This window comes from Bacilliculturomica massiliensis, assembly GCF_900605495.1.
Taxonomy (GTDB): domain Bacteria; phylum Bacillota; class Clostridia; order Peptostreptococcales; family Anaerovoracaceae; genus Bacilliculturomica; species Bacilliculturomica massiliensis.
In genome coordinates this window covers 1,540,419-1,567,219 of record NZ_LR027603.1, presented here as the reverse complement: position 1 = coordinate 1,567,219, position 26,801 = coordinate 1,540,419, and the positions used below count along the sequence as shown (strand labels likewise).

19 protein-coding genes are annotated in these 26,801 nt (G+C 54.8%); 10 read left to right on the top strand and 9 right to left on the bottom strand.

Translation table 11 applies throughout. The features are described 5' to 3' along the window. Positions 1 to 369 carry a cupin domain-containing protein gene (locus E0E37_RS16345; RefSeq protein WP_165445416.1) on the bottom strand — a complete coding sequence of 123 codons (369 nt, stop codon included), beginning with the start codon at positions 367 to 369 and terminating at the stop codon, positions 1 to 3. A gap of 347 nt (positions 370 to 716) precedes the next feature. Between E0E37_RS16345 and E0E37_RS16340 the strand changes: the two genes are divergently transcribed. From E0E37_RS16340 to E0E37_RS16315, 6 genes are all read left to right on the top strand, one after another. Continuing rightward, entirely contained in the window at positions 717 to 2,141 is a 1,425-nt protein-coding gene (locus E0E37_RS16340) for a sigma-54 interaction domain-containing protein (protein WP_165445415.1), read from the top strand. Positions 2,142 to 2,461: 320 nt separating this feature from the next. After that, positions 2,462 to 3,346: a site-specific tyrosine recombinase gene (locus E0E37_RS16335; RefSeq protein ID WP_130864046.1), complete on the top strand. Its 885-nt coding sequence runs from the start codon at positions 2,462 to 2,464 to the stop codon at positions 3,344 to 3,346. A gap of 213 nt (positions 3,347 to 3,559) precedes the next feature. After that, a complete protein-coding gene (locus E0E37_RS16330) occupies positions 3,560 to 5,674 on the top strand; it encodes a stalk domain-containing protein (protein ID WP_165445414.1) in 2,115 nt (704 codons plus the stop codon). Between the two features lie 192 nt (positions 5,675 to 5,866). After that, positions 5,867 to 6,214, top strand: a complete 348-nt coding sequence (gene rplS, locus E0E37_RS16325) for a 50S ribosomal protein L19 (protein ID WP_130864044.1) — start codon at positions 5,867 to 5,869, stop codon at positions 6,212 to 6,214. Positions 6,215 to 6,496: 282 nt separating this feature from the next. Beyond that, a complete protein-coding gene (ylqF, locus tag E0E37_RS16320; protein WP_130864043.1) occupies positions 6,497 to 7,363 on the top strand; it encodes a ribosome biogenesis GTPase YlqF in 867 nt (288 codons plus the stop codon). 78 nt (positions 7,364 to 7,441) lie between these two features. After that, positions 7,442 to 8,095: a ribonuclease HII gene (locus E0E37_RS16315; RefSeq protein WP_130864042.1), complete on the top strand. Its 654-nt coding sequence runs from the start codon at positions 7,442 to 7,444 to the stop codon at positions 8,093 to 8,095. A gap of 120 nt (positions 8,096 to 8,215) precedes the next feature. On the opposite strand, the gene E0E37_RS16310 is transcribed toward E0E37_RS16315, so the two are convergent. From E0E37_RS16310 to E0E37_RS16300, 3 genes are read right to left on the bottom strand one after another with little or no spacing between them, the layout of a single operon-like run. Further along, positions 8,216 to 8,884, bottom strand: coding sequence for a GntR family transcriptional regulator (locus E0E37_RS16310; RefSeq protein ID WP_130864041.1), 669 nt, complete (start codon positions 8,882 to 8,884; stop codon positions 8,216 to 8,218). A gap of 4 nt (positions 8,885 to 8,888) precedes the next feature. After that, positions 8,889 to 10,040 carry an isocitrate/isopropylmalate family dehydrogenase gene (locus tag E0E37_RS16305; protein WP_246019763.1) on the bottom strand — a complete coding sequence of 384 codons (1,152 nt, stop codon included), beginning with the start codon at positions 10,038 to 10,040 and terminating at the stop codon, positions 8,889 to 8,891. Positions 10,041 to 10,096: 56 nt separating this feature from the next. Then, positions 10,097 to 12,019 carry an aconitate hydratase gene (locus tag E0E37_RS16300; protein ID WP_130864039.1) on the bottom strand — a complete coding sequence of 641 codons (1,923 nt, stop codon included), beginning with the start codon at positions 12,017 to 12,019 and terminating at the stop codon, positions 10,097 to 10,099. 414 nt (positions 12,020 to 12,433) lie between these two features. Between E0E37_RS16300 and nrdJ the strand changes: the two genes are divergently transcribed. Next, entirely contained in the window at positions 12,434 to 14,788 is a 2,355-nt protein-coding gene (nrdJ, locus tag E0E37_RS16295; protein WP_130864038.1) for a ribonucleoside-triphosphate reductase, adenosylcobalamin-dependent, read from the top strand. Positions 14,789 to 14,996: 208 nt separating this feature from the next. Here the strand turns inward: nrdJ and E0E37_RS16290 are convergent, their stop codons facing one another. Next, complete coding sequence (locus E0E37_RS16290; protein WP_130864037.1) at positions 14,997 to 16,265, bottom strand: HD-GYP domain-containing protein; 1,269 nt, start codon at positions 16,263 to 16,265, stop codon at positions 14,997 to 14,999. A gap of 224 nt (positions 16,266 to 16,489) precedes the next feature. Here E0E37_RS16290 and E0E37_RS16285 point away from each other — a divergent pair, with 224 nt between their 5' ends. Next, positions 16,490 to 17,353 carry a DMT family transporter gene (locus E0E37_RS16285; RefSeq protein ID WP_130864036.1) on the top strand — a complete coding sequence of 288 codons (864 nt, stop codon included), beginning with the start codon at positions 16,490 to 16,492 and terminating at the stop codon, positions 17,351 to 17,353. Between the two features lie 197 nt (positions 17,354 to 17,550). Here E0E37_RS16285 and E0E37_RS16280 read toward each other — a convergent pair whose 3' ends face one another. Together E0E37_RS16280 and E0E37_RS16275 are read right to left on the bottom strand one after the other, a co-directional pair. Next, complete coding sequence (locus E0E37_RS16280) at positions 17,551 to 19,269, bottom strand: DEAD/DEAH box helicase (protein WP_130864035.1); 1,719 nt, start codon at positions 19,267 to 19,269, stop codon at positions 17,551 to 17,553. Positions 19,270 to 19,421: 152 nt separating this feature from the next. After that, positions 19,422 to 20,969 (bottom strand): NCS1 family nucleobase:cation symporter-1, encoded by a 1,548-nt coding sequence (locus E0E37_RS16275; RefSeq protein WP_130864034.1) that lies wholly within the window; start codon positions 20,967 to 20,969, stop codon positions 19,422 to 19,424. 542 nt (positions 20,970 to 21,511) lie between these two features. Here E0E37_RS16275 and E0E37_RS16270 point away from each other — a divergent pair. Then, on the top strand, positions 21,512 to 21,868 hold the full coding sequence (locus E0E37_RS16270; protein ID WP_130864033.1) for a hypothetical protein: 357 nt from the start codon (positions 21,512 to 21,514) through the stop codon (positions 21,866 to 21,868). Positions 21,869 to 21,872: 4 nt separating this feature from the next. Further along, positions 21,873 to 22,655, top strand: a complete 783-nt coding sequence (locus tag E0E37_RS16265) for an MTAP family purine nucleoside phosphorylase (protein WP_130864032.1) — start codon at positions 21,873 to 21,875, stop codon at positions 22,653 to 22,655. A 294-nt stretch (positions 22,656 to 22,949) separates the two neighbouring features. On the opposite strand, the gene E0E37_RS16260 is transcribed toward E0E37_RS16265, so the two are convergent. Together E0E37_RS16260 and E0E37_RS16255 are read right to left on the bottom strand one after the other, a co-directional pair. After that, on the bottom strand, positions 22,950 to 23,630 hold the full coding sequence (locus E0E37_RS16260; RefSeq protein WP_165445413.1) for a TetR/AcrR family transcriptional regulator: 681 nt from the start codon (positions 23,628 to 23,630) through the stop codon (positions 22,950 to 22,952). A 2-nt stretch (positions 23,631 to 23,632) separates the two neighbouring features. Further along, entirely contained in the window at positions 23,633 to 26,791 is a 3,159-nt protein-coding gene (locus E0E37_RS16255) for an efflux RND transporter permease subunit (protein ID WP_130864030.1), read from the bottom strand. Positions 26,792 to 26,801: the final 10 nt, after the last annotated feature.

Sequence of the window (26,801 nt, the reverse complement as noted above, 5' to 3'; positions counted from 1 at the left end):
CTATTTTCCCAGACTGCGGATCTTGGGGCTTTCCTCCCGGTCATCCCGCGCAGGCAGGAAGATATCCACGTTGACCACCAGACTGCTGCCGATGTTTTTCGTAGAGTGGACCGCCTCCGATGGGATCAGGGCGAAACACCCGGGGGTCAGCACGTGAGTCTCGCCGTCTACGGTCAGTTCCATGATGCCGGTCTGCACATAGGTGAGCTGTTCCGCCGGATGGGAGTGGGGAGCGCCGCCGGTTCCGGGCTTGATCTCCCAGTACTGCATGGTTGCCTGGGGAGTGGGCTTGAATACGCAGGCGTCAATGCCTTCTCCCCAGTTTTTCCACTGAACTTCATTGATATCAAAAATCTTTGCTTTGCTCATGTTTTTACTCCTTTGTTTTGAATGTTTCATATAGCGAATGCTGAAGACATGACTTTTCAGCACTTGACAATCATACAATTTTCATGCCGAAAGTGATGGCGCTGAAAAGATCTGCGTGAAATGAGGAAAAAATCCCTTTCCATGGGGGAGTTGGCAGGTGCGGAGCCTTCTTTTGCGGTTTCCCGCCGTAAAATAAAACATTTATACTGTTGTATTTTTACGATATGTAGTATTATTAAGACGGATAAGCGAAAAAGACTGTCGTAATTTTGAGACGGAAATAAGAGCGCCGGACCAGGGCGGCGCAAATGGAAATACAGCAGAATCAGGGGAGGCACAGAAAACAGATGGAGAGGAAAGAGGAAGGCGCGCGGGAGGAAACGCAGGGATCAGCTGAGAAAATGACGCCGGAGCTGTTCCAGGTGATCGCCGATCACATATTGGGAAACATTTCGGTAGCGGACCGCGAAGGAAATATACTGTTCTGCAACAAGGCCATGGCGGAGACTTTCGACTGCAGTGTGGAAGAATATATGAAATACAACGTGTTCACCATGCACAGCGGCGGTATTCTGAATCGTTTTGCGGCGGCGGCCGAGTGTCTGAACACGGCCCGGGAGGTCGTGCGTTATATTACCACCAAAAACGGAAAAATGATGATGATCCAGTGCCGTCCGGTCTTTGACGGGGAGGGACGGGTGGAGATGGTAGTGGGATACAGCCAGACGGAGGAAATGTACCACGCCTTTCTGGAACGGATCAACGAGGAGAAGGCCAACCTGCAGAACGCGCTGCAGTATCTGGAAAACAGCAGCGAGTTTTTTACAGAGTCCCGCAACGGGGCGGTGCAGGCGCTTTATGAGACGGCGGGAAAAGCCGCGGGCTCCGACAGTACGGTGATCATATACGGAGAATCCGGGACGGGGAAGGAAGTACTGGCCCGTTATATCCATCGGACCGGCGGCAGGGCACGGCGTCCCTTCATTCCCGTCAACTGCGCGGCGGTTCCCAGAGAGTTGATGGAATCGGAGTTTTTCGGCTATGAAAAGGGAGCCTTTACCGGCGCGGACGCCAGAGGAAAAACGGGCCTGTTTGAGATGGCGGACAACAGCACGCTGTTTCTGGACGAAGTGGGCGAGATGCCCCTTTCCATGCAGTCAAAGCTGCTGCGCGTACTGGAAACGGGAGAAATGAGACGCATCGGCGGCGGGAAGACGATCCACGTCGACGTGCGAATTCTGGCCGCCACCAACCGGGATCTGCGGGAGCTGGTCAGAGAAGGACTGTTCCGGGAAGATCTTTACTACCGGCTCAGCGTCATCCCCCTCACCACGGTCCCGCTGCGGGAGCGGAAAGAAGATATCATGCCCCTGGCGGAGCATTTTCTGCAGGAATACAATCGGAAGTATAAGATGAATAAATATTTTTCGCCGGATATGAGACGTGGGCTGGAACGCTATTTCTGGCCGGGAAACATAAGAGAGCTGAAAAATTTCGTCGAGCGGATGACCATCCTCTCGTCTTCGGACTGTCTGGACGCGGGCGGCGGACCGGATCAGCAGGGATCTCCCGGGAACCATGGAGAGACGGAAACTCCCACTCCGTCAGACAGCGGGGAACAGACCCAAGGAGCCATGACGCTGAAAGAGGCGCAGCAGGAGTTCCAGCGCCGTTATATCAGAGAGACGGTGGGCAGATGCGGCGGAAATATTTCCGAGGCGGCCCGGCAGCTGGGCATCCACAGATCGGGGATCTACCGGCTGCTGAAATGAATGAAACAGCGGTGAATGGGCGATGAAAACGGGGCGGAACAGCGCCGGAACGCAGAAAGGTATTGCGAAACAGAGCGGTCTGCGGTATACTGGGTAGTGCTATCGGTTGACATAACATTTAGCTTGTGGCCTGCGGGATCATAGCCTGCCGGGGCCATAAGCCTGCAGGGCCATGGCCAGCCGGGCAGCAGTCCGGATCCGGCGCTTTCCATGGGAAACGGGGCGGTGTTCTGCTTGAACGGTCGGCCGGCGCACGGTTGGACAAGGGTCGTGTATGGAAGAACGAATGTGTATTGAATTTAGAAGAAGAGGCAGTCAAGATGGATTACGTAGAAAGTTTTGCAGATTATTTGAAGTCGGAGAAGCATATGAGCGAGAATTCCTTCGCCGCGTATCAGCGGGACGTGAAGGATTTTCTCTCCTTTCTCAGAGAGCGGGGAATGATGCAGGCCGCGGACGCCAGCAACACGGAAGTGGTCGCTTATCTTCTGGCGCTGAAAAACGAGGGCCGTTCCGGGGCCACGGTCAATCGGAAGGTGGCTTCCATCCGGGCTTTTTATAACTTTTTGATCGTCCGGGGCGTGGTAGGGGAGAATCCTACGGTAAACATAAAATCCCCGAAGATCCAGCGCAAAGAGATCGAGTATCTTTCTATAGGAGAGGTGGAGAAGCTGCTGTCCATGCCGGACGATTCAGTGAAGGGCGTCCGCGACAGGGCTCTGCTGGAATTGCTTTACGCGGCCGGAGTCAGGGTCAGCGAGGCGGCGGCGGCCAACGTGGAGGACATCAACCTGCGCATCGGCTTCATCACCTGCAGCGGCGAGCATGGAAAAGCGCGCATCATTCCGCTGGGCCGGCCGGCGCGGGCGGCCATGGAGAATTACATCTATGAGGGACGCGCCAAGCTGCTGCGCGAAAAGGAAGATCAGGGAGCCTTGTTTCTGAATTATTACGGGGAACGGCTGACGCGGCAGGGCGTCTGGAAGGTCATGAAGGACTACGGAAAACAGGCGGGCTTTGAGCACGAGCTGTCGCCGCAGATCCTGCGCAACTCCTTCGCGGTCCACATGATACAGAACGGAGCGGACCTGAAAACGCTGCAGGAACTGCTGGGACACGAGGATATAACAGCCACGCAGATCTATCTGTCGGTGACGAAAAACAGGATCAAGGAAGTTTACGACAATACCCATCCGCGGGCGTAGGCAGGCGGACAGGATGAATATGATTTTGGAATGGATGACTTATCTGAGGATAGGTCATCTTTTTTATGCAGAGATCGGGCAGATCCATTGAATTTTTCTTCTTCGGAAGGTATACTAAAGTAAATTGATAGAATAGTTCGAATAGTGTGGGGCTTTCGCTGTTTTCTGGCGGAGCGCATTCCGGGAGACATGCGAAAGCGATGGAGGTGTGATATGACGGGAAGAAGGATGGGAATAGCAGCGTTTCTTTTATGCTGTTTTCTTCTGTCCATGAGCGTGGGCGCGGACAGGGCGTGGGCAGCAGAAGCGCCGGACAGGGCTGAACGATGGTCGGTGACGGCGATCTATGTGGATGGGGTAAAGCTCAGCGTAGAGCCGGAGCAGGGTTATTTTTACGTGGATGCTAACGGACGGACTATGGCGCCCCTTCGCGCTCTGGCAGAGGCCATGAAATTAAAGGTGGACTGGAATGACAGGACCGGCGAGATCCTCATAAACGGCGGCGCTTCGGGAACGATGGTGTTCGCAGAGGGACAGAAGTCGTACAAGGCTGGCTCTTCCAGTTACTCCATGGACACGGCTCCGGTGATGATTCAGGGAAGGGCCCACGTGCCTGTCCGCTTTATCGTGGATGGAAGCGGCGCTGTCATGGACGTTGGCGCACAGCGGTTTGCCAACGGAGAGACATATACGCTGAGAATTTATACCACCTGGGGAAACGTGACGCCGACGGCGCCGGACTGGGCCGGGCATGATTATGCGCCGGAGTTCAACACCGTGGCGTATAAGCCGGAGAACTGGAACCGCATTGTAGATTTTCGGAAGCGGGCGGCTGCAGGAGAAGATGTATGGGAAGAACTTTCCGCGTTTCTGAAGGAGAATAAGGATGATCCGGGCATTTCCTATGAGGCGCTGCTGATCGAGGCGGAAATGGCAAAACACGGGTACAAGTCGGGCCACTGGCCCATGGGTGGAGGATTAGAGCGGTCCCCCCAGCAATCGCTGAGCTGTTATCAATGGCTGATCAGGCGGTCGGCCAACAGGGGCGAACTGTATGAGCGGGGGTTTCAGACACTGCTGGATACCGACAACAGTTACCGCTATTACAAGGTCAATCCGTTCACTTATAAGCGTCCCTGGACTCAGTACTACGATAACGAGACTTTTTTGGCTGAGAGCTGCTTCGATCCATTCCGCGGAACGGAGGAGTGGAAAAACGCCACGGGGAATCAGGTATATATTGATTATTTGCTTCGCAGGCCTCTGTTTCAGCCTTACGAGAGCCAGGGAACTGTCATGTTCGATCTCTCTCAGCTGGCGAGGGGGCTGGGTTATGACTATGAATTCGACAATCTGCAGAGAAACGAGGATCTGAGCGATCAGCCGTTTATTACGCTGCTGCCCAAAGCGGTGGATATCACAGGATTTCCCGCCGTCCTTCGGAGATACGACAGGGAGATCGTGGTCACGGTGGGAAGCGATGTGGTAAAAGTGGACGGGAAGACTGTGCGCATGAAACAGCATTCTGAGGCGAAAGATGTATATATGGGCCAGGTCGCCGTTCCGATGTGCTTTATTACCGATATCCTGGGGGAGAACATCTCCTTTGATGAAGAGCGCCAGAGCTATGTGATCACGAAAAAAGAAAATTTGTCCGGCACAAATCTGGATGAGTGGTGCAGGGCCATGAACGCGGTCATCGAGGCCCGGGGAAACGGAGATCCCTATCTGTTCGGCGCCCGCAGAGCGCTGATGAACGAGGGCGATACCGGCGTGGAAGCGGACAGAAAAGCGCTGGTGGGCAGCTGGAATTGTACGAATTATGAGGAGTTTAAGACCACGGTGGACTGGCTCATGAGCGAAGGTCACAATACGGGATTTAAAAGGGATGCGGCCTACGTCAGATCTCTGTCGGATCAGGAGTACGCGGAACTGTTGAACGCGTCCTCGCCTACGGACGTCTACATGTGGAAGCTGACCAGGGAGCTGGACTCCAAATGGGGAGAACGAGGGATCATGAACTGGGATCTCTTCCGGGTGGCTATGCTGGTCAACCGGGGATACGGCGCCGAATACCTGACGGCGGAGGAAGCGCTGTCTCTTCTGGAGCCGGCAGCAGAGGCACTGCGCAGCAATTTTTCAAATTGGGACGAGGCGTATGAGAATTATCTGGATGGATTCGCCTGGTGGTCGCGGACCGACCCGGAGACAGAGGGTACGGAGTACAGGACGAGGGTGGATCTCTATCAGGAGCTGAAGGAGAATCAAAAATACAATGGCGTCCTGTTTGACGAAACCCTTTTCCAAAAGCCGGTGAAGGGGATCTGATCTTCTACGGCCGGGCGGAGGAAGAGACGCAGGGGACTGACAAAAAAGTGGAAAAAAAGCTTGCATTCTCATGCTTGTCTGTGCTATAGTATTAGCTGACGTATTACGGGCGCTCCGCTGGATAAAGTGCCATATCAAGGGATATGCGCGTTTGGATACCAAGAACGTCTATGGAGGAAGGAGGATACGAAAATGGATATTATGCAGGCCATCGCACAGGATTACGTGAGAAATGACATTCCGAAGTTTTCCGTTGGTGACACCGTAAAAGTGCACATCAAGATCAAGGAAGGCGCCAGAGAAAGAATTCAGATTTTCGAAGGTTTTGTTCTGAAGAGACAGAACGGCGGACTGGACGAGACTTTCACCGTAAGAAGAATCGCTTCCGGCGTAGGCGTTGAAAAGACGTTCCCGCTGCACTCACCGAGAATCGAAAAGATCGAAGTGACCAGACGTGGAGACGTGAGAAGAGCGAAACTCTTCTACATGCGTCAGAGAACGGGCAAAGCCGCGAAGATCAAGAGCAAGGATACTCTGTAAGAGGAAAGACGAAGCTGTCCCCAGGTGGGACGGCTTTTGTTTTAAGCGGACGGCGTAGGGCGGCGCCATTCTGCCGCCGCATATGCAGGGCTGCAGGCATGAGACAGGACAAACGGGGACAGAATACAGAAAGATTGTATGAAAGCCGAAGCGATAGGCCGGCCTGCGCTGCAGACGGGGCAGGCAGACTGGATACCGGCCGGGCCGGCTGCCGCATCAGACCGCCGGCAGAGCGCCTGTGTGGGGATCTCATGAGGTCCCGCATGCAGAGACAGGACAGAAATGGAAACAGGCGAAGGAGGAAATGCGTTGGAGAATATCAACTGGTACCCTGGACACATGAAAAAGACCCGGGAACTGATACAGGAAAATCTCAGGATGGTGGACACGGTGATCGAGGTGATCGACGCGCGGATCCCTGTTTCCAGCAGAAATCCCATCATCGACGAACTGGTAGCCCGCAAGCACCGGATCATAGTATTGAATAAGAGCGATCTCTCCGATCCCGATAGAAACGCCCGCTGGGCGGAATTTTTCAGGAAGCAGGGAATGGACGTGCTGATCATGAACTGCAGCAGCGGCAGCGGGGCGAACATGCTCCTGAAATTATTGGCCGGCCTGCGGGACGAAAAGAATCGGGAGGCCGCGCGCAAAAAGCCTCTGCGCATGATGATCGTGGGCGTACCCAACGTGGGAAAATCCTCTCTCATCAACCGGCTCACCGGAAAAAAGAGCGCCAGAACAGGAAACAAACCGGGGGTGACCAGAGGAAAACAGTGGCTGAATCTGGGCGACGACATGCAGCTGCTGGACACGCCGGGTATTCTCTGGCCCAAATTCGAGGACCCGAAGGCGGGACTGGATCTGGCCTTCTGCGGCTCGATCAAGGATGAAATACTGGATCTGGCCACGCTGGGACTGGAATTGATCAAGGTCCTCTCCGCCGATTATCCCCAGCTGCTCATCGCCCGGTACAAGCTGGAGGAGATATGCGAAACGCCCCTTGAGACCATGGAGCTCATCGCCCGGAAACGGGGATTTATTCTGCCGGGGAAACGCATCGACTATGAGCGGACGGCCCGCACTGTCATCGATGAATTTCGGGCGGGGATCATCGGAAACATTACGCTGGAGAATGTACCGGAATAACAGGTCTTTCTCCTGCAGGGACCGGCTGCGGGTAGTCGGAGCGGCGCCGGATGGGAAAAGGACAGGTGCGGATATGAAATGGAGCGAAAGGACATGACGAAAGAAGAGCGGCTGCAGCTGCAGCGTGATAAGCTGAAAGCCATGATGGAATATGAAGACAAGCTGCGGGAGTCCGGCTGCGCTCTGGTCGCAGGCGTGGACGAGGTGGGCCGCGGCCCGCTGGCCGGTCCGGTAGTGACGGCGGCGGTGATCCTGCCTGCGGACTTCGACGTGCTTGGGGTGGACGATTCCAAGAAACTCTCGGAAAAGAAGAGGGAAGAGCTTTACATACAAATAAAAGAGAAGGCTGTGTGCTATGCCGTGGGACTGGTGGATAACCGGCGGATCGACGAGATCAATATTCTGGAAGCCACGAAGGAAGCCATGCGGGCGGCGGTGGAAGGACTGGCCCGGAAGCCGGACCACGTGCTGGTAGACGCACTGACCATACCCGGTGTGGATATTCCGCAGACGGGGATCGTCAAGGGGGACGCGAAAAGCGTATCGATCGCGGCGGCCTCCATACTGGCGAAGGTGACCAGAGATCACATGATGATGGAGTATGAAAAGATATATCCCGGATACGCCTTCGACAGGAACAAGGGCTACGGAACCAGGGCTCACTATGAAGGCATCGCCGCCTGCGGCGTGTGTCCCATCCACAGACGGTCCTTTTTGAAAAATATTCTGTGAGCACGGCGGCGATAGATCACAGTACAACAAAAGAGGGAGGACGCGCGGTGTTTTATCCGCGGCGTCCTCCCTCTTTCTTTTTCTCAGTTTCCGTACCTTCAGCTGAATGCAGGATAGCGGCTAATCGGAAAGGGCGGCCCGGCGCTTGGCGTTGTCCAGATGCGTGATAATGGCCCGGGTGCCGGCTTCCGGGTCCTGATCCACGAAGGCCTGGAAGATCTGTTTATGCTCGGCCAGCACCTCTTCCAGATAGCCGTCCACGTAGCGGTGGTTGGTCCTGGTCTGCTTTGTGTAGACCTGGTATGAGGTGAGGACGTGGAGCAGCATGCGGTTGTGAGCCGCGTTGTAGATCAGCTCGTGAAAGTGCATGTTGATATTCAGCATCTTGTCTGCGTCTTTTTTCATGGTGTAAAACTCCATGAACTCGTAAGCTTCCTGCAGTTCCTCGAACTCTTCTTTGGTGATGCGTTCGATGGCCCAGCGGACGGCGATGGCTTCATAGGCTTTCCTCAGTTCGTACATGTCCTGTATATCCCGGGTGGTGATGCCTACGACGAAAGCTCCCCGGTTGGGGATGGTCTCGATGAGACCGTCGATCTCCAGCTTCTGAAAGGCCTCACGCACGGGGGTCCGGCTGACCGTATATTCATTGCACACCCGCTGTTCCGTCAGCTTTTCGCCGGGCTTCAGCTTTCCCTGCAGGATGTCCGTGCGCAGCTGATTGAACAGGTTTGTGGAAAGGGAAGAGCCTGCGGCCTGGGTGATAGCGTTGTTGCGGTAGATGGACATGGAATTACCTCCCCAGCTTTTGAATGGTCTCCAGGATGTAATCAGCCAGCTGAGCGCCCGTAGCGCCGTCCTGCTTTCCGGTGATGGCAATTTTCTTTTCTGTAACAGTGCAGATGTCCAGCGCTTTTTCCAGCAGATCGGCCTGATTCTGGAAGCCGATGTGGGAGAGAAGCATGACGGAGGCTCTCATGACGCTGCAGGGGTCGGCGTACTGTTCTCTGCCTTCCTCCACCATGCGGGGCGCGGAACCGTGTATGGCCTCGAACATGGCGTAATGCCTGCCCAGGTTGGCGCTGCCCGCCGTGCCCACGCCGCCCTGAAACTCCGCGGCCTCGTCGGTGAGAATGTCGCCGTAGAGGTTGGGCAGGATGAAGACCTGAAACTGACTTCTGCGCTTGGGATCGATGAGTTTGGCGGTCATGATGTCGATATACCAGTCGTCCACCTCGATACCGGGGTATTCCTCGCCGATCTTTTTGCAGATCTCCAGGAATTTGCCGTCGGTAGCCTTCACGATGTTAGCTTTTGTAACGATGGACACGCGGGTCTTGCCGTTGTTTTTGGCGTACTCGAAAGCCTGACGGGCGATCCGTTCCGTGCCGGGATTGGTGATGACGCGGAAGTCGATGGCCAGATCATCGGTGATATGGACGCCCTGACTGCCCATAGCGTACAGGCACTCGGTGTTTTCACGGAAGAAAGTCCAGTCGATGTTGTCCTCGGGGACTTTGACGGGCCGCACGTTGGCGAACAGGTCCAGCGCCTTTCTCATAGCCACGTTGGCGCTCTCGATATTTCCCCACTTGTCTCCCTTTCTGGGGGTGGTGGTGGGGCCTTTCAGCAGTACGTGGCACTTTTTGATCTCGTCAAGCACATCGTCGGGGATCGCCTTGCCGCAGGCTGCGCGGTTCTCAATGGTCAGACCGTCCACGTCCCGCAGCTCCACCTTTCCGGAGGCGATCTCGTCCTTCAGCAGTTCCTCCAGCACGTGGCGGGCGTTGGCCGTGATGGCGGGGCCGATGCCGTCCCCGCCGATGATGCCGATAATGATCCGGTCCAGCGATTTATAGTCCAGGAACTGGGTGTCCTGTTTCATCTTTTCCACGCGGGCCAGCTGCTGTTCCACGATCTTTTGAAATTGTTCCATGTATTCCATGTTTTCTTTTCCTCTCTTATTCATTCTTGTTTCATATATGACCGTACAGAAAATCTTTATTTACTCTTGATGAGGTTGATCTTGCCGCCGTGGAGGATCATGTCGGTCTCCAGCCCGCTAAGCCCTGTGAGCGCACGGTATTCTTTGCCGCTGGTCTGATTTTTTACAGTCAGAACAGGGGACGTCACCTGCTGACGGGCGTTTTCGATGATCAGTTCGTCGCCCAGCTTGAAGTCGTCGTAATCCGCCGGATCCTCAAAGACCAGGGGAATGATGCCGCTGTTGATGAGATTGGAGCGGTGGATGCGGGCAAAAGACTTGGCCAGCACGAATTTTATGCCCAGATACAGCGGAACCAGAGCGGCGTGTTCGCGGCTGGAACCCTGTCCGTAATTCTCTCCGCCTACGATGACGCCGGCTCCCGCCTCGCGGCAGCGGGCCGGAAAGTCTTTGTCGATGGCCTCAAAGCAGTAGTTGGACAGATGAGGGATGTTGGAGCGGTAGGGCAGCAGTCTGGAGTCGGAGGGCATAATATCGTCGGTGGTGATATTGTTTCCGGCTTTCAGGACCACCGTGCCGCTGACCGCGTCGCCCAGAGCCACATTCTGAGGGAAGGGTTTGATATTGGGACCCATCTCCACAGGGGTATCCGCTTTTTTGCCCCTGGGCGGATATACGATAAAGCTTTCGTTCTGGTGGAAATTCTCTGCAGGGATCTCCGGCAGGGAATAGCCGCTCTCTGAGCCGTCGGTGAGCACGCCGGTGATGGCGGAGATCGCCGCAGTCTCAGGACTGACCAGATAGACCGAGGCGTCCTTTGTCCCGCTTCTGCCCTTGAAATTGCGGTTGAAGGTGCGCAGAGACACGCCGCCGGACTTGGGGGACTGTCCCATTCCAATGCAGGGACCGCAGGCGTTTTCAATGATCCTGGCCCCCGCGGCGATCATGTCGGCCAGGGCGCCGTTCTGAGCCAGCTTCTCCAGTATCTTGGAGGATCCCGGGGAGATGACCAGACTCACGTCCTCGTGAACGCGGCCCTGTTTCAGAATGGCAGCCACCTTCATCAGGTCGGAGAAGGAAGAGTTGGTGCAGCTTCCGATGGCCACCTGATCTATTTTGATGGTTCCGATATTTTTGACCGTGTCGACGTTGTCGGGGCTGTGGGGCTTGGCTGCCAGCGGGGTGAGGGCGGAGAGATCCACTTCCAGGATCTCGTCGTACACAGCGTCCGCGTCGGCGGCCAGGGGGACCCATACGTCCTCTCTGCCCTCAGATCTCAGATATTCTCTGGTGTTTTCATCGCTGGGGAAGACGGAAGTGGTGGCGCCCAGCTCCGCGCCCATGTTAGTGATGGTAGCCCGGTCTGTCACGGACAGGGTGGAGACGCCTTCGCCGAAGTATTCCACGATCCGGCCCACGCCTCCCTTGACGGTGAGCTTCTGCAGAACGCAGAGGATCACGTCCTTGGCGGAGACCCAGGGGCGGAGCCTGCCGGTGAGCTTTACGCCCAGAACTTTGGGTACGGTGAGGGAATAGGTCCCTTTCGCCATGGCCACCGCCACGTCAAGGCCGCCGGCACCGATGGCGATCATGCCCAGGCCGCCGCCGGTAGGCGTGTGGCTGTCGGAGCCCAGCAGCGTTTTGCCGGGAATGCCGAAGCTCTCCAGCTGCAGCTGGTGACAGATCCCGTTTCCGGGTTTGGAGAACAGTACGCCGTGACGTTTGGCTACGCTTTTGATGAAGGCGTGGTCGTCTGCGTTCTCAAAGCCTGTCTGCAGGGTGTTATGATCGATATATGCTACGGAAACTTCTGTTTTGATCTCATCCACATCCATGGCTTCCAGCTGCAGGTACACCATGGTGCCGGTGGAATCCTGGGTCAGAGTCTGATCGATCTTGATCGTGATCTCCGAACCCGGCGTCAGCGATCCGTCCAAAAGATGGTTTTCCAGAATTTTATAAGCCAGTGTTTTCCCCATTCTATACTCCTTTCTAACCGCTCTGATACACTCAGAGCGCCGCCGGTCTTCCTGTTGAGCCCTCCGTTGGGGCGGGGTCCCGGCGGAAAAAACAACTGCAAAATGATCGATTTGTTTTACAGTATACAATTATACATTTAATGCGGAAAAAAGTAAAGAAAACGCTTTAAATATTTTTTTAACCGGTTGATTCATCGCAGTGAATACTATATAATGGGTAATGCACTAAACAAGGCAACTACATATTGCGCAAATGTGATCTATTGCTCTAAGCCAGTCATTGCAACGTTTTGCAGGACTTTAACGGCCTCCGCGCCACGGACGGCCCATAGATGGAGTATGGTGAGTGCACAAGTGGGAGTGTACAGGTAAGAGAAAAATGTACGGGTAAGTTGAGAGTCAGAAGGGAGAAGTATGAAAACAGTAATCAAACGAGACGGCTCGGAAGTGGGCTTCAACAGCGAAAAGATCAAGAACGCTATCGAGAACGCCATGATGGAAACGCGCCTGGGCGTGGATTCCACTCTGGCGGGCGGGATCGCTGCAGCGATCGAGAAGCAGGTGGAGCGCTCCGAACGCACCGTGAACGTGGAGGATCTGCAGGATCTGGTGGAGGATTTCCTCATGGCCAGCGAGCGGAAGGATGCGGCGAAGAAATTCATCATTTACCGCTACGAGAGGGACAAGACCAGGGACGCCAGAAAGCGCCGCGACGGCCGCATTATTCCCGAAGAATTCGTGAGCCGCTACAAACATCAGCCTTCCCCCATGAGTCAGCTGGGCAGCTTCGTTTATTACAGGACCTATTCCCGCTGGCTGCCGGAGGAACTGCGCCGGGAGTATTGGTGGGAGACTGTCAGGAGAGCGGTGGAGTACAACTGCAGCCTGGTGCCCACGTCCAAGGAAGAGGCGGAACGTCTCTACGACAACGTTTATCATATGAAGCAATTTCTCTCCGGCCGTACTTTCTGGGTGGGCAGCACGGACGTATCCAAATTCTATCCCATGTCCAATTATAACTGCTCCTTCCAGGTCATCGACAGCTTCGATTCCTTCCGGGATGTGTTCTATCTGCTGATGGTAGGCTCGGGGGTGGGCATCCGCATACTGAAATCCGACGTGGAGAAAATGCCCATGGTGAGAACGGACGTGGAAGTGATCCACGAGTCGTACACGCCGGTGCTGAAGGCTCTGCGTCAGGACAATACCTCCCTTGAATTCACCCATAACGACACGGTGAAGATCACCATCGGAGACAGCAAAGAGGGCTGGGTCCAGTCTCTGGATTATTATCTGAAAGTGCTTTACAGCACGGAATACAGAAAGATCAAGACTGTTATCCTCAACTACGACAACGTGCGCGAGAAGGGCGAAAAGCTCAGGACTTTCGGCGGCACAGCCAGCGGTCACAGCAGCATGAAGAACATGTTCCTGAAGATCATCCGCGTCATCGAGAAGGCGGGGGCCCGCTCCACTACAGGCCGCGTCAAGCTGAAACCCATCGATTGTCTGGATATCGCCAACGTCATCGGTGAAAACGTGGTGGTGGGCGGCGTGCGCCGCACGGCGGAGATCGTCCTCATCGACGCGGACGACAAGGAATGCATTCAGGCCAAGAGCGAACTGTATAAAAAGGTTGATGAAAAATGGGTCATCGACCAGGAGATCGCTCACCGGCAGATGAGCAATAATTCTATTTACTATAGAGAGAGACCGTCCAGAGAGCAGCTGCACTGGCATCTGCAGCAGATGCGCTATTCCGGGGAGCCCGGCTGGGTCAACGAGATCGCGGGCGCCAAGCGGCGGCCGAATTTTAACGGAGTCAATCCCTGCGCGGAGATCCTGCTGGATTCCAAGGGCCTGTGCAACCTGACCACAGTCAACGTCATGGCTTTCGTGCGGGAGGACGGCACCCTGGACCACGCGGGACTGATGGAGGCCCAGCGGCTTTCCGCCAGAGCCGGATACCGCATGACCTGCACCGAGCTGGAGCTGCCGCAGTGGAACGCCGTTCAGCAGCGGGACAAGCTGCTGGGCTGTTCTCTGACCGGATGGCAGGATATGGTCAACGCTCTGCATTACACCACGGAGCAGCAGCAGGAGCTCTTGACCGACCTGAAGCGCGAGGCCAGAAACGCCGCGGTGGAATACGCCAGAGAGCTGGGGATGCAGGAGCCTCTGCTGATCACTACGATCAAGCCCGAGGGAACGCTGTCTCTGCTGCCTGTGGTGTCCAGCGGCATCCACTATTCACACGCGCCGTATTTCGTGAGAAGGATCCGCATCAGCAGCGACGACCCGCTGGTGAAGGTCTGCGAGGAACTGGGCTACCCCGTGTTCCCGGAGGTGGGCCAGGATCGGGAGAGCTGCGTCACCAAGGTGGTGGAATTTCCCGTAAAAGCGCCGGAAGGCCGTTTCAAGGCCGATGTGGGGGCGATCGAACAGCTGGAGAACTATAAGATGTTCATGTCTTACTATGTGGAGCATAACTGTTCCATTACCGTTCACGTCCGCGACAATGAGTGGGAGGACGTGGAGCAGTGGGTCTGGGACAACTGGGACGATACGGTGGCTCTGTCCTTCCTGTCCTTCGACGACAGCTTCTACGATCTGCTGCCCTTTGAGGAGATCGGCGAGGAAGAATACATACGGCGGGTGGAGAACATGAATCCCTTCGTACCTTCTCTGATCAGCAAATACGAGAAGGAAGAAGTGCAGTATGACATCGGAAACGAAGGCTGCGAGGGCGGCGTGTGCCCGGTGCGGTAACAGCGATCCTTTGCGGTACAGTCAACGATAGATCGGGGAAAAAGGGTCCGGCCGCAGGTCTGAGATCCGCCGGCTGGAGATCCTTTCCTTATTTATACACAACGCAAAAAGAAACTGCCTGAAAGGGCAGTTTCTTTCATTGCAGAAGTTTACAAATGCAAAAGTTTACAAAGCGGGGCGCTCCTGACCGAGGCGGCGGGAGGAGGCTCTAAGATATAAACAGTCGGCGGTGCCGGAGCTGTTCCCGCAGACCGACGAATACCTCCACCATATTCGGGTCAAAGTGCTTTCCGCTCTCAGCCTGGATCATGTCCAGGGCCTGATCAAAGGTCACGGCGCCTTTGTAGGGCCGGGTGGAGGTGAGGGCGTCAAACACGTCGGCCACGGCCATGATGCGCGCGCACAGGGGAATGTCGGAGCCTTTCAGACCTTTGGGATAGCCGGAGCCGTCCCATTTCTCGTGATGGTAAACAGCCATATTGCGCGCCAGCCAATAATATGCCTGATCGTTGAGGCAGGACATGGTCTTATCCAGGATCTGGCCGCCCAGCCAGGTGTGGGATTTCATGATCTCAAATTCCTCGGGAGTGTAGGCGGTCTCTTTGTTGAGTATGGAATCGGGGATGGAGATCTTGCCGATGTCGTGCAGCGGCGCCGACAGACAGATATGCTCCGCAAACTCCGGATCCCTCAGCTCCGGACAGGTATCGTGTTCGATCAGAGCCTGGATCAGCATGCGCACGTATTGACTTGTGCGCTTGATGTGGCCTCCGGTGGTCAGGTCCCGGCTCTCCACGATATTGGCGAAATTGATGATCATCTGGATCTGAAGATCCCGGATCGTGTCGGATTTACTGCGGACCTGCGTTTCCAGGGTTTTCTGATATGTATTGAGCAGGGTCTCGTGACCCCGCGCCAGCGTGACGTCGGAAAACCAGATCACGTATCCGGAGATGGAGTGCATGTCGATGATCCGTTTCTTGCCCTCGTAGATCCTGTCGTTTCGGGTCACGTCCACCGGATCGTCAGACAGAAGGATCTGGCGGATAAAGGGAAGACAGGAGGCTGGGTCGCTGCCCCGGGAGGCGGAACTTATCTCTGGAAAGACCTGCCGCATGCGCTGATTGGAATCGTTGTAAAGACCGTTGGCGTCCAGCAGGACAAGAGCGTCCTCCAAGTGCTGGAAGCTGTAGTTTTTCGCCTCATTCTGAAGATCGCGAACACGCGATACGGCTGTGACGCCGATGAGACACAATTCAGCTGCGGTGATGCTGAAGGGCACAACGAAAAAGGGGAGCAAATGCAGGCAATGCAGAAGACAGGCTGCCGCAGGAACGAAAACAGCGGCCGCCATGAGAAAAACTGCCATAGGGCTGTGATCGGAATGTTCCTTCTCCCAGCTGCGCAGGGATAGGATCAAAATAATAAAAAGTATGAAATTAAAAAAGTGGGCGCAATACAAAACACCTTGCATCATGTTTCCTCCAGCAAAGATTATTCATATCCCCCACACAGATAATAGTATTCAGTTGTTATAGACACACAGAATATTATAAATTTATTTTAAGTAAAAGTCAATGGCAGGAAAGCGGTGGACCTGAGAGTAAAGTTGTACTATAATGAAACACGGCAATTCGATAGAGAAACCGCCGTCCCGGCTTTTCCGGGCGGCAGAACAGCAGTAAGGATGGAGGAAATTTTATGACAGCCAGAACGAAAGGGTTCTGTACAGTAATGATCTCAGCAATATTTTTTGGATTAATGCCGATGTTTGCGAAAATAGTCTGCGCGGGCGGCGGGAACGTTATCTGCATCGCCTTTTATCGCTTTTTTATATCGCTGCTTCCGCTTTTTATCTATCTGAAGGTGAAAAAGATCTCTTTTTCTCTCTCCAGAAAAGAGCTGCGGCAGATCACGCTGATCACCGTCTGCGGTTATGGCGGAACGGCGTTTCTGCTGTATCTGTCCTACGATTTTATCCCATCGGGCATGGCCACCACCATTCATTTTGTCTACCCGGTCTTCGTCATTCTGGGCAGCATCCTGTTTCTCAAGGTAAGACCGGAACCGCTGAAGCTGCTGTGCGTGGCGCTTTGTATGGGAGGCATTTTGCTGTTTTCCAACGGACAGAGCGGGGACAGCGTGATCGGCGTGCTCATCGCCTTTGCCTCAGGCATTACCTATGCGTTTTACGTGATTTATCTGGACCGCAGCGGCCTGCAGAAAATACCCACGCTGAAGCTGATTTTTTATATGAACAGCATAGCCTCCGTTATCCTGCTGATCGGGAATTTGGCCACAGGTTATTTTACTGTGGCCCTCAGCCCCACGGCCTGGATCTCCATGATGGCGCTGGCGGTGGGAGCTTCCTTCATCGGCGTGTGCCTGTTTCAGAAGGGCATGGGCGTCATCGGACCTCAGAACGCGGCGATCCTCAGTACCTTCGAGCCCATCACCAGCCTGCTGATGGGAGTGATCCTCTTTCATGAAAGTTTCACTCTGCAGACAGCTGTAGGCTGCGTGCTGATCCTGATCTCTGTGGTCATCGTGGCGAAAACGGAGTGAGGGGAGAGGAAGCCAGAAGCACGAAGCCAGAAGCAGGAAGCCCGGAAAGCCGGCGGCAGCGTAAAGCGGCGGATCGGAAAAAATACGCCCCATCAGAAAAAGGACCGTCCCCCGATATCAGGATGGACCGGTCTCCAGCGTCAGATTTTGATCTGACTTCTGGAAGCCGGTCCATCGTGTCGAAAGGACGGTCTTTTTTAATATTTCTTGGGATGCTTTTTCTTGTCCGGGACCCTGCGCCTGGATCCGGAGGAACCTTTGGAATAGCCGCCGTAGCCGCTGGAGTAACCGCTGCTCTTGCCGCTGTAGCCCTTGCTGCGCTGTCGTTTTTCCGCCCGCTCCAGATGAACGGATTTTCCGCGGAAAGAGAAATTCTGCATGGCGGCCAGGACTTCGTCCACTTGGTTGAGGGGGACCTCCACAAAGGAGAAGTTTTTGTGGATCTCGATGGCGCCCACGAGACGGCCTTCTATGCCGGCTCCTCCGGCGATAGCTGCCACCAGATTGCGGGGCTGCAGGCCGTCCATGCTGCCTGCGCTGACGAAGAGGCGGGCCATGTTGCTCTTGGAATAAGCGCTGCGCTCGTCGTCCAGGTCGCCGGCCTCATAGTTTCGGGATTCCAGCTCGTCGAAGGCCATCTGGAACAGGGCCGCAGCCAGATCCAGCGTTGTCGCCTCCTCAGATTCTTCCAGGATCCGCTCGATCACATTGTTGTATTTGGAATAACCGCCCTCTGCCAATCTGGCGACGACTTTTTCCGCCGCCTGCTCCAGGCGCACTTCCTGCACGTCGGAGATGGTGGGCGCTTTCATCGCGTGGATCTCCGATTTGGTATAGCGCTGAATGTCTTTCAGCTTGTAATAGTCCTTGCCGAAGACGAAGGAGTAGGAGACGCCGGATTTGCCCGCCCGGCCGGTCCGGCCGATACGGTGCACGTAATACTCTTCGTCGCTGGGCAGATCGTAGTTGAACACAGCGTCGATGTTGTTGACGTCGATCCCTCTGGCCGCCACATCGGTGGCCACCAGTATGTCGATCAGTCCTTTGCGGAACTTGTTCATCACCCGGTCGCGCTCCGACTGCTTCATGTCGCCGTGAAGAGCGTCGGCAGAGTAACCGCGCGCCTGCAGCATGGAAGTCACTTCGTCCACCCGGCGCTTGGTGTTGCAGAAGACGATGCCCAGGTCCACATTTTTGGCGTCGATGAGACGGCAGAGCAGCTCCGGCTTGGAGTGCTCGCGTACCTCGATGTAATACTGCTCGATACTGGGTACCGTCAGCTCCTTATGGACCGCTTTCAGATGAACGGCGTCTTTCTGGTATTCTCTGGTCAGATCCAGGATCTCCTTGGGCATGGTGGCGGAAAAGAGCAGGGTCTGGCGCTGTTCAGGCAGTTCCTTCACGATGGTGTCGATATCCTCGCGGAAGCCCATGTTGAGCATTTCGTCCGCCTCGTCCAGAATGAGCATTTTCAGGTTTTCCAGCTTCAGCGTATGCCGGCGCATGTGGTCCATGACCCGACCGGGGGTGCCGATGATGATCTGCGGTTTCTTTTTCAGCGCCATGATCTGCCGCTCGATGGGCTGACCGCCGTAGATGGGGAGGATCTGAACGCCGCGCTTATACTTGCTGACGTTTTTCAGTTCCTCGGCGACCTGAATGGCCAGTTCACGGGTAGGGCAGAGGGCCAGGACCTGAATGCCGGGTATGCTTTTGTCGATCTGCTCGATGGCGGGAATGCCGAAGGCGCAGGTCTTTCCCGTTCCGGTCTGGGCCTGACCGATGATATCCTCTCCCTCGATGACGTGGGGAATGGCCATGGACTGGATGGGAGTGGCTTCCTCGAAGCCCATTTCATCCAGTGCTTTCTGCACTTCTTTAGACAGGTCAAGATCTTTAAAAATCAAATTTTCCATATATGTGTTTGGTTCCTTTCTTGATGCCGGCGGCCTCAGGGCGCCGGTGAAAATAGTTTATGTGAAATCAGCGGGAGTTCGCCAGGAGTTCCCCAGGAGTTCCCCAGGAGTTCCCCAGGAGTTCCCCGGGAGTTCCCCGGCGGCGGGGCCCCTCAGCGTTCCGTCATGGACTCCATCTCGTCGTCCAGTACCAGAGACGTGGTGTTCGATTTCATCAGGATGGGATACAGTGCCAGCGCGATGAGAAAGCTGACGATGTAGCCGTTGTTGGACAGCACGTGGAAAAACAGCATGTGACTGAGGAAGGGAAGCCTCACCAGGAAGGGAGGAATACAGGCCGCCGCCCAGGTGATGAAGGCGCGGATATTAAAGCCGCTGCGGTACCAGTAACGGCCGTCCTCTCCTTCAAACAGCGACATGACGTCCACGTTTTTCTTTTTTACAAAATAATAGTCCGCGATAAAAATGCCGGCCATGGGAGCCAGTGCGATACCAAAACTGCCCATCCAGTCGTAGATATAGACATACTCGTTTTTCATGAATTCCGCGGGCTTCAGGATGGGGATCAGAGCCAGAGCCAGAATACAGGTGATAATGACCCCCGTCTTGTAGCTGATCTTTTTGGGACAGAGGTTTGAAAACCCGTTGGCCGGGGCCAGAATATTGGCCGCGATGTTGGTGGTCAGCGTGGCGATGGCGATACCAGCGCAGCCGAGGACGATCGCGAAGGGATTGCCGATCATGCTGATGACCTCCGCCGGATCTTTCAGCAGGCTTCCGTCCGGAGTCAGATGACCCGTGGCAGCGGTGACATAAGCGCCGATCAGAGCGAACAGCACCATGGTGGTGGGCAGTCCGATGAGCTGACCGCGGAACTGGACCTTCTGAGATTTTGCGTACCGGGAAAAATCCGGGATGTTCAGGGCCAGCATGGACCAGAACGCCAGATTGCTGGTGATGCCGGCGGCAAAGACAGCCGCCATTCCTCCCACACTGTGGCTGTTCAGCTTCTCATAGTCCATGGGCTGATTGAGGATATCCATCATACCGACGCCTTTCTGACTGGTCATCACCGTAGCCCAGATGAAGAGGGCGACGGTCAGGCAGCCCAGAAAAGGAGCGCCGAAGGCTTCCAGTTTGCGCAGCCAGCCAGGGCCGCGGTAGGCCATTGCCAGATTCGCGCCCCAGAAGAGCAGGCAAACGACGGTAAGCGTGGCCAGATTTCCATTATAGTCCGGGATCATGGCCATGAGGATCAAATGAAGGGCATTGCCGCCGTACCAGGTCTGGATCCCCACCCAGCCGCAGCCGGCCACGGCTCTGGCCATGGAGGCAATGTGCGCGCCCCGGGGTCCGAAGGACAGCCGGGCGAACACGGGGTAGGGCACGCCGTACTTTGTGCCCACATGGGAATTCAGCTGCATGGGTACCAGCAGGATGAGACTTCCCAGAGCCACGTTCAAAACGGCGGCCCAGGTGGAAAGCCCCAGGCTTACCAGACTGGCTGCCAGGACGTAGGAGGGAAGACAGATGCACATTCCCACCCAGAGAGACGCCACATTATATGTCGTCCACGTGCGCTGGGCAAGAGAAGTGGGCGCAAGGTCCCAATTGTAATATTTTGAGTCAATCAGTTCCGCACGGGCCACGTCAGTCAATTCGTACAGGCCATTGTGCTCTCGCTGTGTATAGATAGACATGTTTACCTCCATTAGCGTCGTTCTCATGAAAAATATCATGACATTTTATTATACATCATTTTGCCGCTGACTTCTATTCTTTTTTAACCTCTGATGTGGGGAATGCCCGCTGCGGCTGGGGGAGGATACCAAGTATGCGCCGTGTGGTAAGGATACACAGCAATATGGGCCGCGGGGGAGGGAAGACAAATCAAGAAGGGCACTGCCGGCGATCTCGGAGGCGCCTTCTTTTTATGTAATAACATAAAACAGCGGTTGATCGAAAACATGAGGAGATCCATTTTTCTTTTTGCCCTCTATCAGCACCCAGAAAAGAAAAAAACAGAGGGTATAACAGGCAATTCGATCGTTTGTCTTGTCGGTTTATGTCGCTTTTTTCTTTTTGATAGCAATTTTATTAGAAAAACGAAAAAAATTTACCATATTTTTTATAATAAATATATTTTATCCATTTTCTTTTCGTTTTTGAGCGCTTTTCACCAGCAAAAAGAAAAAATCCTGTCAAGTCATGAATTTGTGTGTGAATTCATGATAGTTAAAATGTGATCGGCGTTACGCACCTGGTTCTGCTGCTTTTCCGATTTGGAGCTTTTGCTGAATCGCAGCGGTTTTATCATAATACTTTCCATGTCAAAGAGCCGGTGACCGTTGCTCCAATCCTCATGATCGTCCATGAGGACAGCCCCCAGTTTGTGTCAGGGCATGTGCTCCAGCTTGTGCCAGAGTTTGTGCCAGGGCTTCCGACCCGCCCTCCGACCGCACCCTACCTTAGGGTATTCGGCGAATCTGCCGGAACTCCGTTGGTTCTTTCAAAAGATAAAATGTCTGAAAATTTGTGGAATCGTGAACAAAAACGCGCTATAATTAATGTAAATAAAGAACAGCAAAAACGGGGGTGACACCATGAGGAAAGCGATTATCGGCGGCACTGGCATCTGCAGCTTGTGGCCAAATCAGGAAATGAAGGAAACGACGGTGGAAACGAGGTACGGGACAGTTTCGGTAAGCATCTTTTCTTCGGATCAAGGAGAGATTGTATTCCTGCCGCGTCACGGAGCGGACAACAGCATCCCTCCCCACCTGATCAACTACAGAGCCAATATCGCGGCGCTGAAAGGACTGGAGGTGGATCAGGCTTACGCGACCTTCGCGGTGGGCTCCATGAATCCCCGGTATGCGGTGGGCGAGGTAGTGGTGATCGAGGACTTTCTTGATCTGACGAAGAACCGCATTCAGACTTTCTGCGACGGAGAGGACGGAAAGATCCGTCACGTGCAGATGGCGGAGCCTTTCTGCAAACGGATGACGCAGAATTTTATCGCCGCCTCTTTCGGACACGGGATCACGGTGCGGGGAAGGGCGCTTTATGTCTGCACGGAGGGACCGCGCTATGAGACGGCGGCGGAGGTGAAGATGTACCGCCATATCGGCGGAGATGTGGCCGGCATGACGCTGGTTCCGGAATGCGTGCTGGCGCGGGAGGCAGGCATGCATTACGCAGCGGTAGGGCTGGTGACCAACTGGTGCACCGGCTTTGGAGACGGCAGGGCGTTCAAGGAGATCGTGCATACGGCGGAAAAGAATAAGGAGAAGGTAGTGGAGGCCTTTATGGATCTGTTCCTGAATCCCAGGGAAGAAGATGAGAGCATCAAATGCACCTGCGAGAATTCCATGCTGGTACAGTAAAACTGGCGGCAGAAGTCAACAGGAATTAAGATAGATACTAAAAAAAGTTTCCTTTGGAGCCAGATTTGCCTTTGGAGGCTCACTTTCACAAGATAACTTACTTGATATTTCCTATGTCATAAAAAAACAGGCGGACGCAGTGAACTGTGCCGACCCTTAAAGGTTAGACCAAAGTCTAACGTTGGGGGAGGGCGGTTCAGGCGGCCCGCCTGTTTTTTCGTTAATTCTTACCGCGGATCAGAAGACCCTGGGTCAGGAGATCGCGCGGCGCGGCAGGAGATACACGGGAAGCCGTTAGGCGCATTCGTCGGATTCACTGGATTTGCCCAATTCGTCGGATTTGCAAAGGCCCCGCAGGATGAGATTGAAAAACTCATCCATTTTCCATTTTCCTCCCGTACTTTCCCGATATTCCTGATATTCTTTGTAGTCGACCAGAGAGCTCTCCTCAAAGAGGTTCAAGTTGAAGCTCGTGTAGAAGGCCATGGCTCCCATGAGGGCTGTCGTAGCCATCAGGGGGTCCATGCAGGCAAATTCGCCGTTTTTTACGCCTTCGGAGACGATGCCGTACAGCGTGGCAAAGCGATAATCCATCAGCTGCCGGATACATTTTCTGGCCGGTGTGGAGCAGTTCCTGCCGGGAGCGGACTCCAGCAGGAGGTTGTAGATAACCTCCCGGCTGATGTCCAGTTTCTCCGCCAGACCGGTGTCGAAGGAGAGGTAAGCGGTCAGCTTGCCTTTGGCTGTGGTCTGCGTGCGCAGTACGTCTTCCAGTCCTTTATAGAGACTGATCACTTTGCGCTCAAACAGGATCTCAAAGAGCTCATCCTTACTGCTGAAATACTCGTAGATGGTGCCTTTTCCAACGCCGGCCTCCACTGCGATATCGATCATTTTCGTATCGGAGAGTCCCTTGGTCATAAAAAGGTGAAACGCGGCTTCCAAAATGCGTTCGCGTTTTTCTGATCTTGCCATGGCTACTCTCCTTTCACCTGCAGTGCAGCATCCTGTTCCGCCCATTTTTCTTCCAGCGCTTCAATGGCGGCCTTCTTGATGCGGCGCTTCTTATCGCGCTTGGTGGTGACGTCGTCCACCAGTGTATAGAGGACCGGGATGAGGATCAGCGTGACCAGCGTGGAAGCGGAAAGTCCGCCGATGATGGACACTGCCATGGGGGAGAGCATTTCTCCGCCGTCGCCCAGCCCCAGAGCCATGGGGATCATACCGACCACCGTCGTCACGGTAGTCATGAGGATGGGACGAAGTCTGGTCTTTCCGGCCAGCGCCACAGCCTCGTTTCTCTCCATGGTCTCGCGGTTCTGCGTGATAAATTCGATGAGCAGGATCGCGTTGTTGACTACGATACCGATCAGCATGATCAGGCCGATGAAGGCCGTCAGGGACAGTCTCTTGCCTGTGATGAACAGAGCGAGGAACGCGCCCGACATGGCGAAGGGTATGGACATCATTACGATGAACGGATAGACGAAGGACTCAAATTGAGCCGCCAGCAGGAAGTATACCAGACAGATGGATACGACCAGGGCCAGCAGCAGGCTGCCGAAGGCTTCCATCATCTGTTCCTGCTGTCCGCCGGTGTCGTAGTTATAGCCGTCGGGGTAAGGATAGTTGTTGGCAAGTTTCAGTACGTCCTGAGAAACGGAACCCAGGTCGCGGCCTTCAACATCCAGGGACAGGGTGATGATCCTCTCCTGATTGTCGCGGTTGATGACGGAAGGCGAATTGTCGTAGGTCATATCTGCGATCTGTCCCACGGGCACCGACTGACCGGTGGAAGAGGTGATCATGATCTGTTTCATGTTTTCCACTGTGGCGTGGTAATTGTCCGTCAGGGACAGGTTGATGTCGATCTCGTCTCCGTCCACTTTCAGTTCTGTGGAGGTGCTGCCCGTCAATGCGGCGGACAGGCCGTTGGCCAGCTGGTAGGCTGTGATGCCGTAATTGGCGGCTACAGTGCGGTTCAGGCGGATCTGGATCTCAGGGTTTCCTTCTTCCACGCTGCTGCTCACCTCAACCACGCCCTTGACCTGCATGATCTGAGCGGTCAGGTCGTCTGCGATGTCGTTGAGAACATCCAGTTCCTGTCCCCGCAGGGTCAGATCCATGTCGCTGCCTCCCATCATACTGGAGGAAGTGGAGCCTTCGGAATAGGTAATGTCGGCTCCTGCGATGGTACTGAACGCTTTTTTCGTCTCTTTCAGGATCTCGTGGGTGCTTCTGTCTCTCTTGGATTTATCCACGAGAGTGACGGAAAGGTCAGCCGTGTTGGAAGACCCGCCCATCATACTGGTGGAGGAGATGGAAACGGTGCAGTGTTCCAGCTCCGGGATCGTCATAATGTATTCTTCCATCTGAGTGGCGATCTTGTCTTTTTCCTCAAGGGAGGTGCCGTAAGGCATCTCGGCGGTGATGGAGAAGCTGCCTTCGTCGGAAGTCGGCATCAGCTCCATACCGACGATCCCCACCAGAGAGATGGAGAGGGCGAAGATGAGCACGCAGGCTACCAACGTCTTTTTCCGCTTCTTCAGAGCCCAGCGGATGCCCACTACATACCGCTCTGTGAGGAAGTTGATGAGTTTGGTGAATTTAGGGACCAGTTTGTATTTGTATCTCGTTTTTCCCACGCGGATATAATCTGTATTGACTCTCTTCTGCATGATGCGGGAAGAAAGCATGGGCACGGCGGTCAGGGACACTACCAGAGAGGAGACCAGCGCAAAGACGATGGTAAAGCAGAAGTCTTTGAACATGGCTCCGGAAATGCCGCCGGACAGCGCGATGGGCAGATAGACCACCACGCTGGTCAGGGTGGAAGCGATGACGGCCATGTAGACCTCTTTGCTTCCCATGACGGCCGCTTCTTTCGGATCTCCGAGCTTCTGGTTGATCCGGAATATGTTTTCCAGTACTACGACGGAGTTGTCGACCAGCATACCCACGCCCAGCGTCAGGCCGGTGAGGGTTATCATATTCAGCGACATTCCCATGACGTTCATGAGGATGAACGTCGCCAGGAACGACGTTGGTATGGAAATGGCAATGATCAGCGTCGAGTTCAGGTTCCGCAGGAACAGGAAGATGACGATGACCGCCAGTATGGCGCCCTGTATGGCGGAACTGGCCACGGAGGAGACCGCGTTGCGGATAAAGTCGGACTGGTCGAAACCTACGGTAAAGCTGAGTTCCGGATATTGATTCCGCAGGGACTCCAGCGTTTTATCCACGTCGTCGGCCACGTTTACGGTGTTGGCCCCGGACTGCTTCGTGATGGCGATAGCGATGGACGGAACCTTGTCGATACGGCTGATGGAGTCCTGATCCTGGAACTGCTCCTTGATGGTGGCGATATCCTGAAGATGGATGATCTCGCGGGTGGGCAGCGTCAGGGGATACTGGGCGATCTCGTCCACCGACTGGAATTCGCCCATGGTCCGCACGATGATCTCCTGGTTTCCCTTGTCAACGGTGCCGCTGGGCAGGTTGATGTTTTCAGAGGAAAGCATCTGGCTGATGGTGCCCAGAGAGAGACCGTAGCCGGCCAGCCGTTCCTGCTGGAAGGTGACGGCGACTTCTTTTTCGATCCCGCCCACTACCGTGGTGGAAGCGACGCCGTTGATCCGTTCAAAGTTCGCTCCGATCTCGTCGTCCACCATGGTGTACAGATCCGCCAGCGACATTTCGCCGGAGATATACACAGCCATGATGGGCATAGAGTTGGGATTCATCTTCATCACGATGGGATCGTTGGCCCCATCGGGCAGAAAGCCCTGGACAAGCGCGATCTTCTCACGCATATCCAGCGTTGCAAAGTTCATATCTGTTTCCATGTCGAATTGAACGATGACGATGGAACTGCCGGCCAGCGACATAGACATCAATGAGTCCAGACCTTCTACCGTGGCCAGCTGCTGCTCGATGGGCTTGGTTATCATGGATTCCACTTCCTCAGGGGAGGTGTTGGGATAAGTCACGATGACCGCCGCCACGGGCAGCTCGATGTCCGGAAACAGGTCGAGAGGCAGGCCCATGATGGAGACGACGCCCAAAAGCAGTACGATGAGCAGGCATATAATAGTTGTAACAGGGCGTTTTACCGCCAAATGTGATAAATTCATACGGCAGGCC

Coding starts and splice junctions, on each gene's coding strand:
- E0E37_RS16345 (WP_165445416.1), bottom strand. CDS start 369: ATGAGCAAAGCAAAGATTTTTGATATCAATGAAGTTCAGTGGAAAAAC.
- E0E37_RS16340 (WP_165445415.1), top strand. CDS start 717: ATGGAGAGGAAAGAGGAAGGCGCGCGGGAGGAAACGCAGGGATCAGCT.
- E0E37_RS16335 (WP_130864046.1), top strand. CDS start 2,462: ATGGATTACGTAGAAAGTTTTGCAGATTATTTGAAGTCGGAGAAGCAT.
- E0E37_RS16330 (WP_165445414.1), top strand. CDS start 3,560: ATGACGGGAAGAAGGATGGGAATAGCAGCGTTTCTTTTATGCTGTTTT.
- rplS (WP_130864044.1), top strand. CDS start 5,867: ATGGATATTATGCAGGCCATCGCACAGGATTACGTGAGAAATGACATT.
- ylqF (WP_130864043.1), top strand. CDS start 6,497: ATGGAAACAGGCGAAGGAGGAAATGCGTTGGAGAATATCAACTGGTAC.
- E0E37_RS16315 (WP_130864042.1), top strand. CDS start 7,442: ATGGAGCGAAAGGACATGACGAAAGAAGAGCGGCTGCAGCTGCAGCGT.
- E0E37_RS16310 (WP_130864041.1), bottom strand. CDS start 8,884: ATGTCCATCTACCGCAACAACGCTATCACCCAGGCCGCAGGCTCTTCC.
- E0E37_RS16305 (WP_246019763.1), bottom strand. CDS start 10,040: ATGGAATACATGGAACAATTTCAAAAGATCGTGGAACAGCAGCTGGCC.
- E0E37_RS16300 (WP_130864039.1), bottom strand. CDS start 12,019: ATGGGGAAAACACTGGCTTATAAAATTCTGGAAAACCATCTTTTGGAC.
- nrdJ (WP_130864038.1), top strand. CDS start 12,434: ATGAAAACAGTAATCAAACGAGACGGCTCGGAAGTGGGCTTCAACAGC.
- E0E37_RS16290 (WP_130864037.1), bottom strand. CDS start 16,265: ATGATGCAAGGTGTTTTGTATTGCGCCCACTTTTTTAATTTCATACTT.
- E0E37_RS16285 (WP_130864036.1), top strand. CDS start 16,490: ATGACAGCCAGAACGAAAGGGTTCTGTACAGTAATGATCTCAGCAATA.
- E0E37_RS16280 (WP_130864035.1), bottom strand. CDS start 19,269: ATGGAAAATTTGATTTTTAAAGATCTTGACCTGTCTAAAGAAGTGCAG.
- E0E37_RS16275 (WP_130864034.1), bottom strand. CDS start 20,969: ATGTCTATCTATACACAGCGAGAGCACAATGGCCTGTACGAATTGACT.
- E0E37_RS16265 (WP_130864032.1), top strand. CDS start 21,873: ATGAGGAAAGCGATTATCGGCGGCACTGGCATCTGCAGCTTGTGGCCA.
- E0E37_RS16260 (WP_165445413.1), bottom strand. CDS start 23,630: ATGGCAAGATCAGAAAAACGCGAACGCATTTTGGAAGCCGCGTTTCAC.
- E0E37_RS16255 (WP_130864030.1), bottom strand. CDS start 26,791: ATGAATTTATCACATTTGGCGGTAAAACGCCCTGTTACAACTATTATA.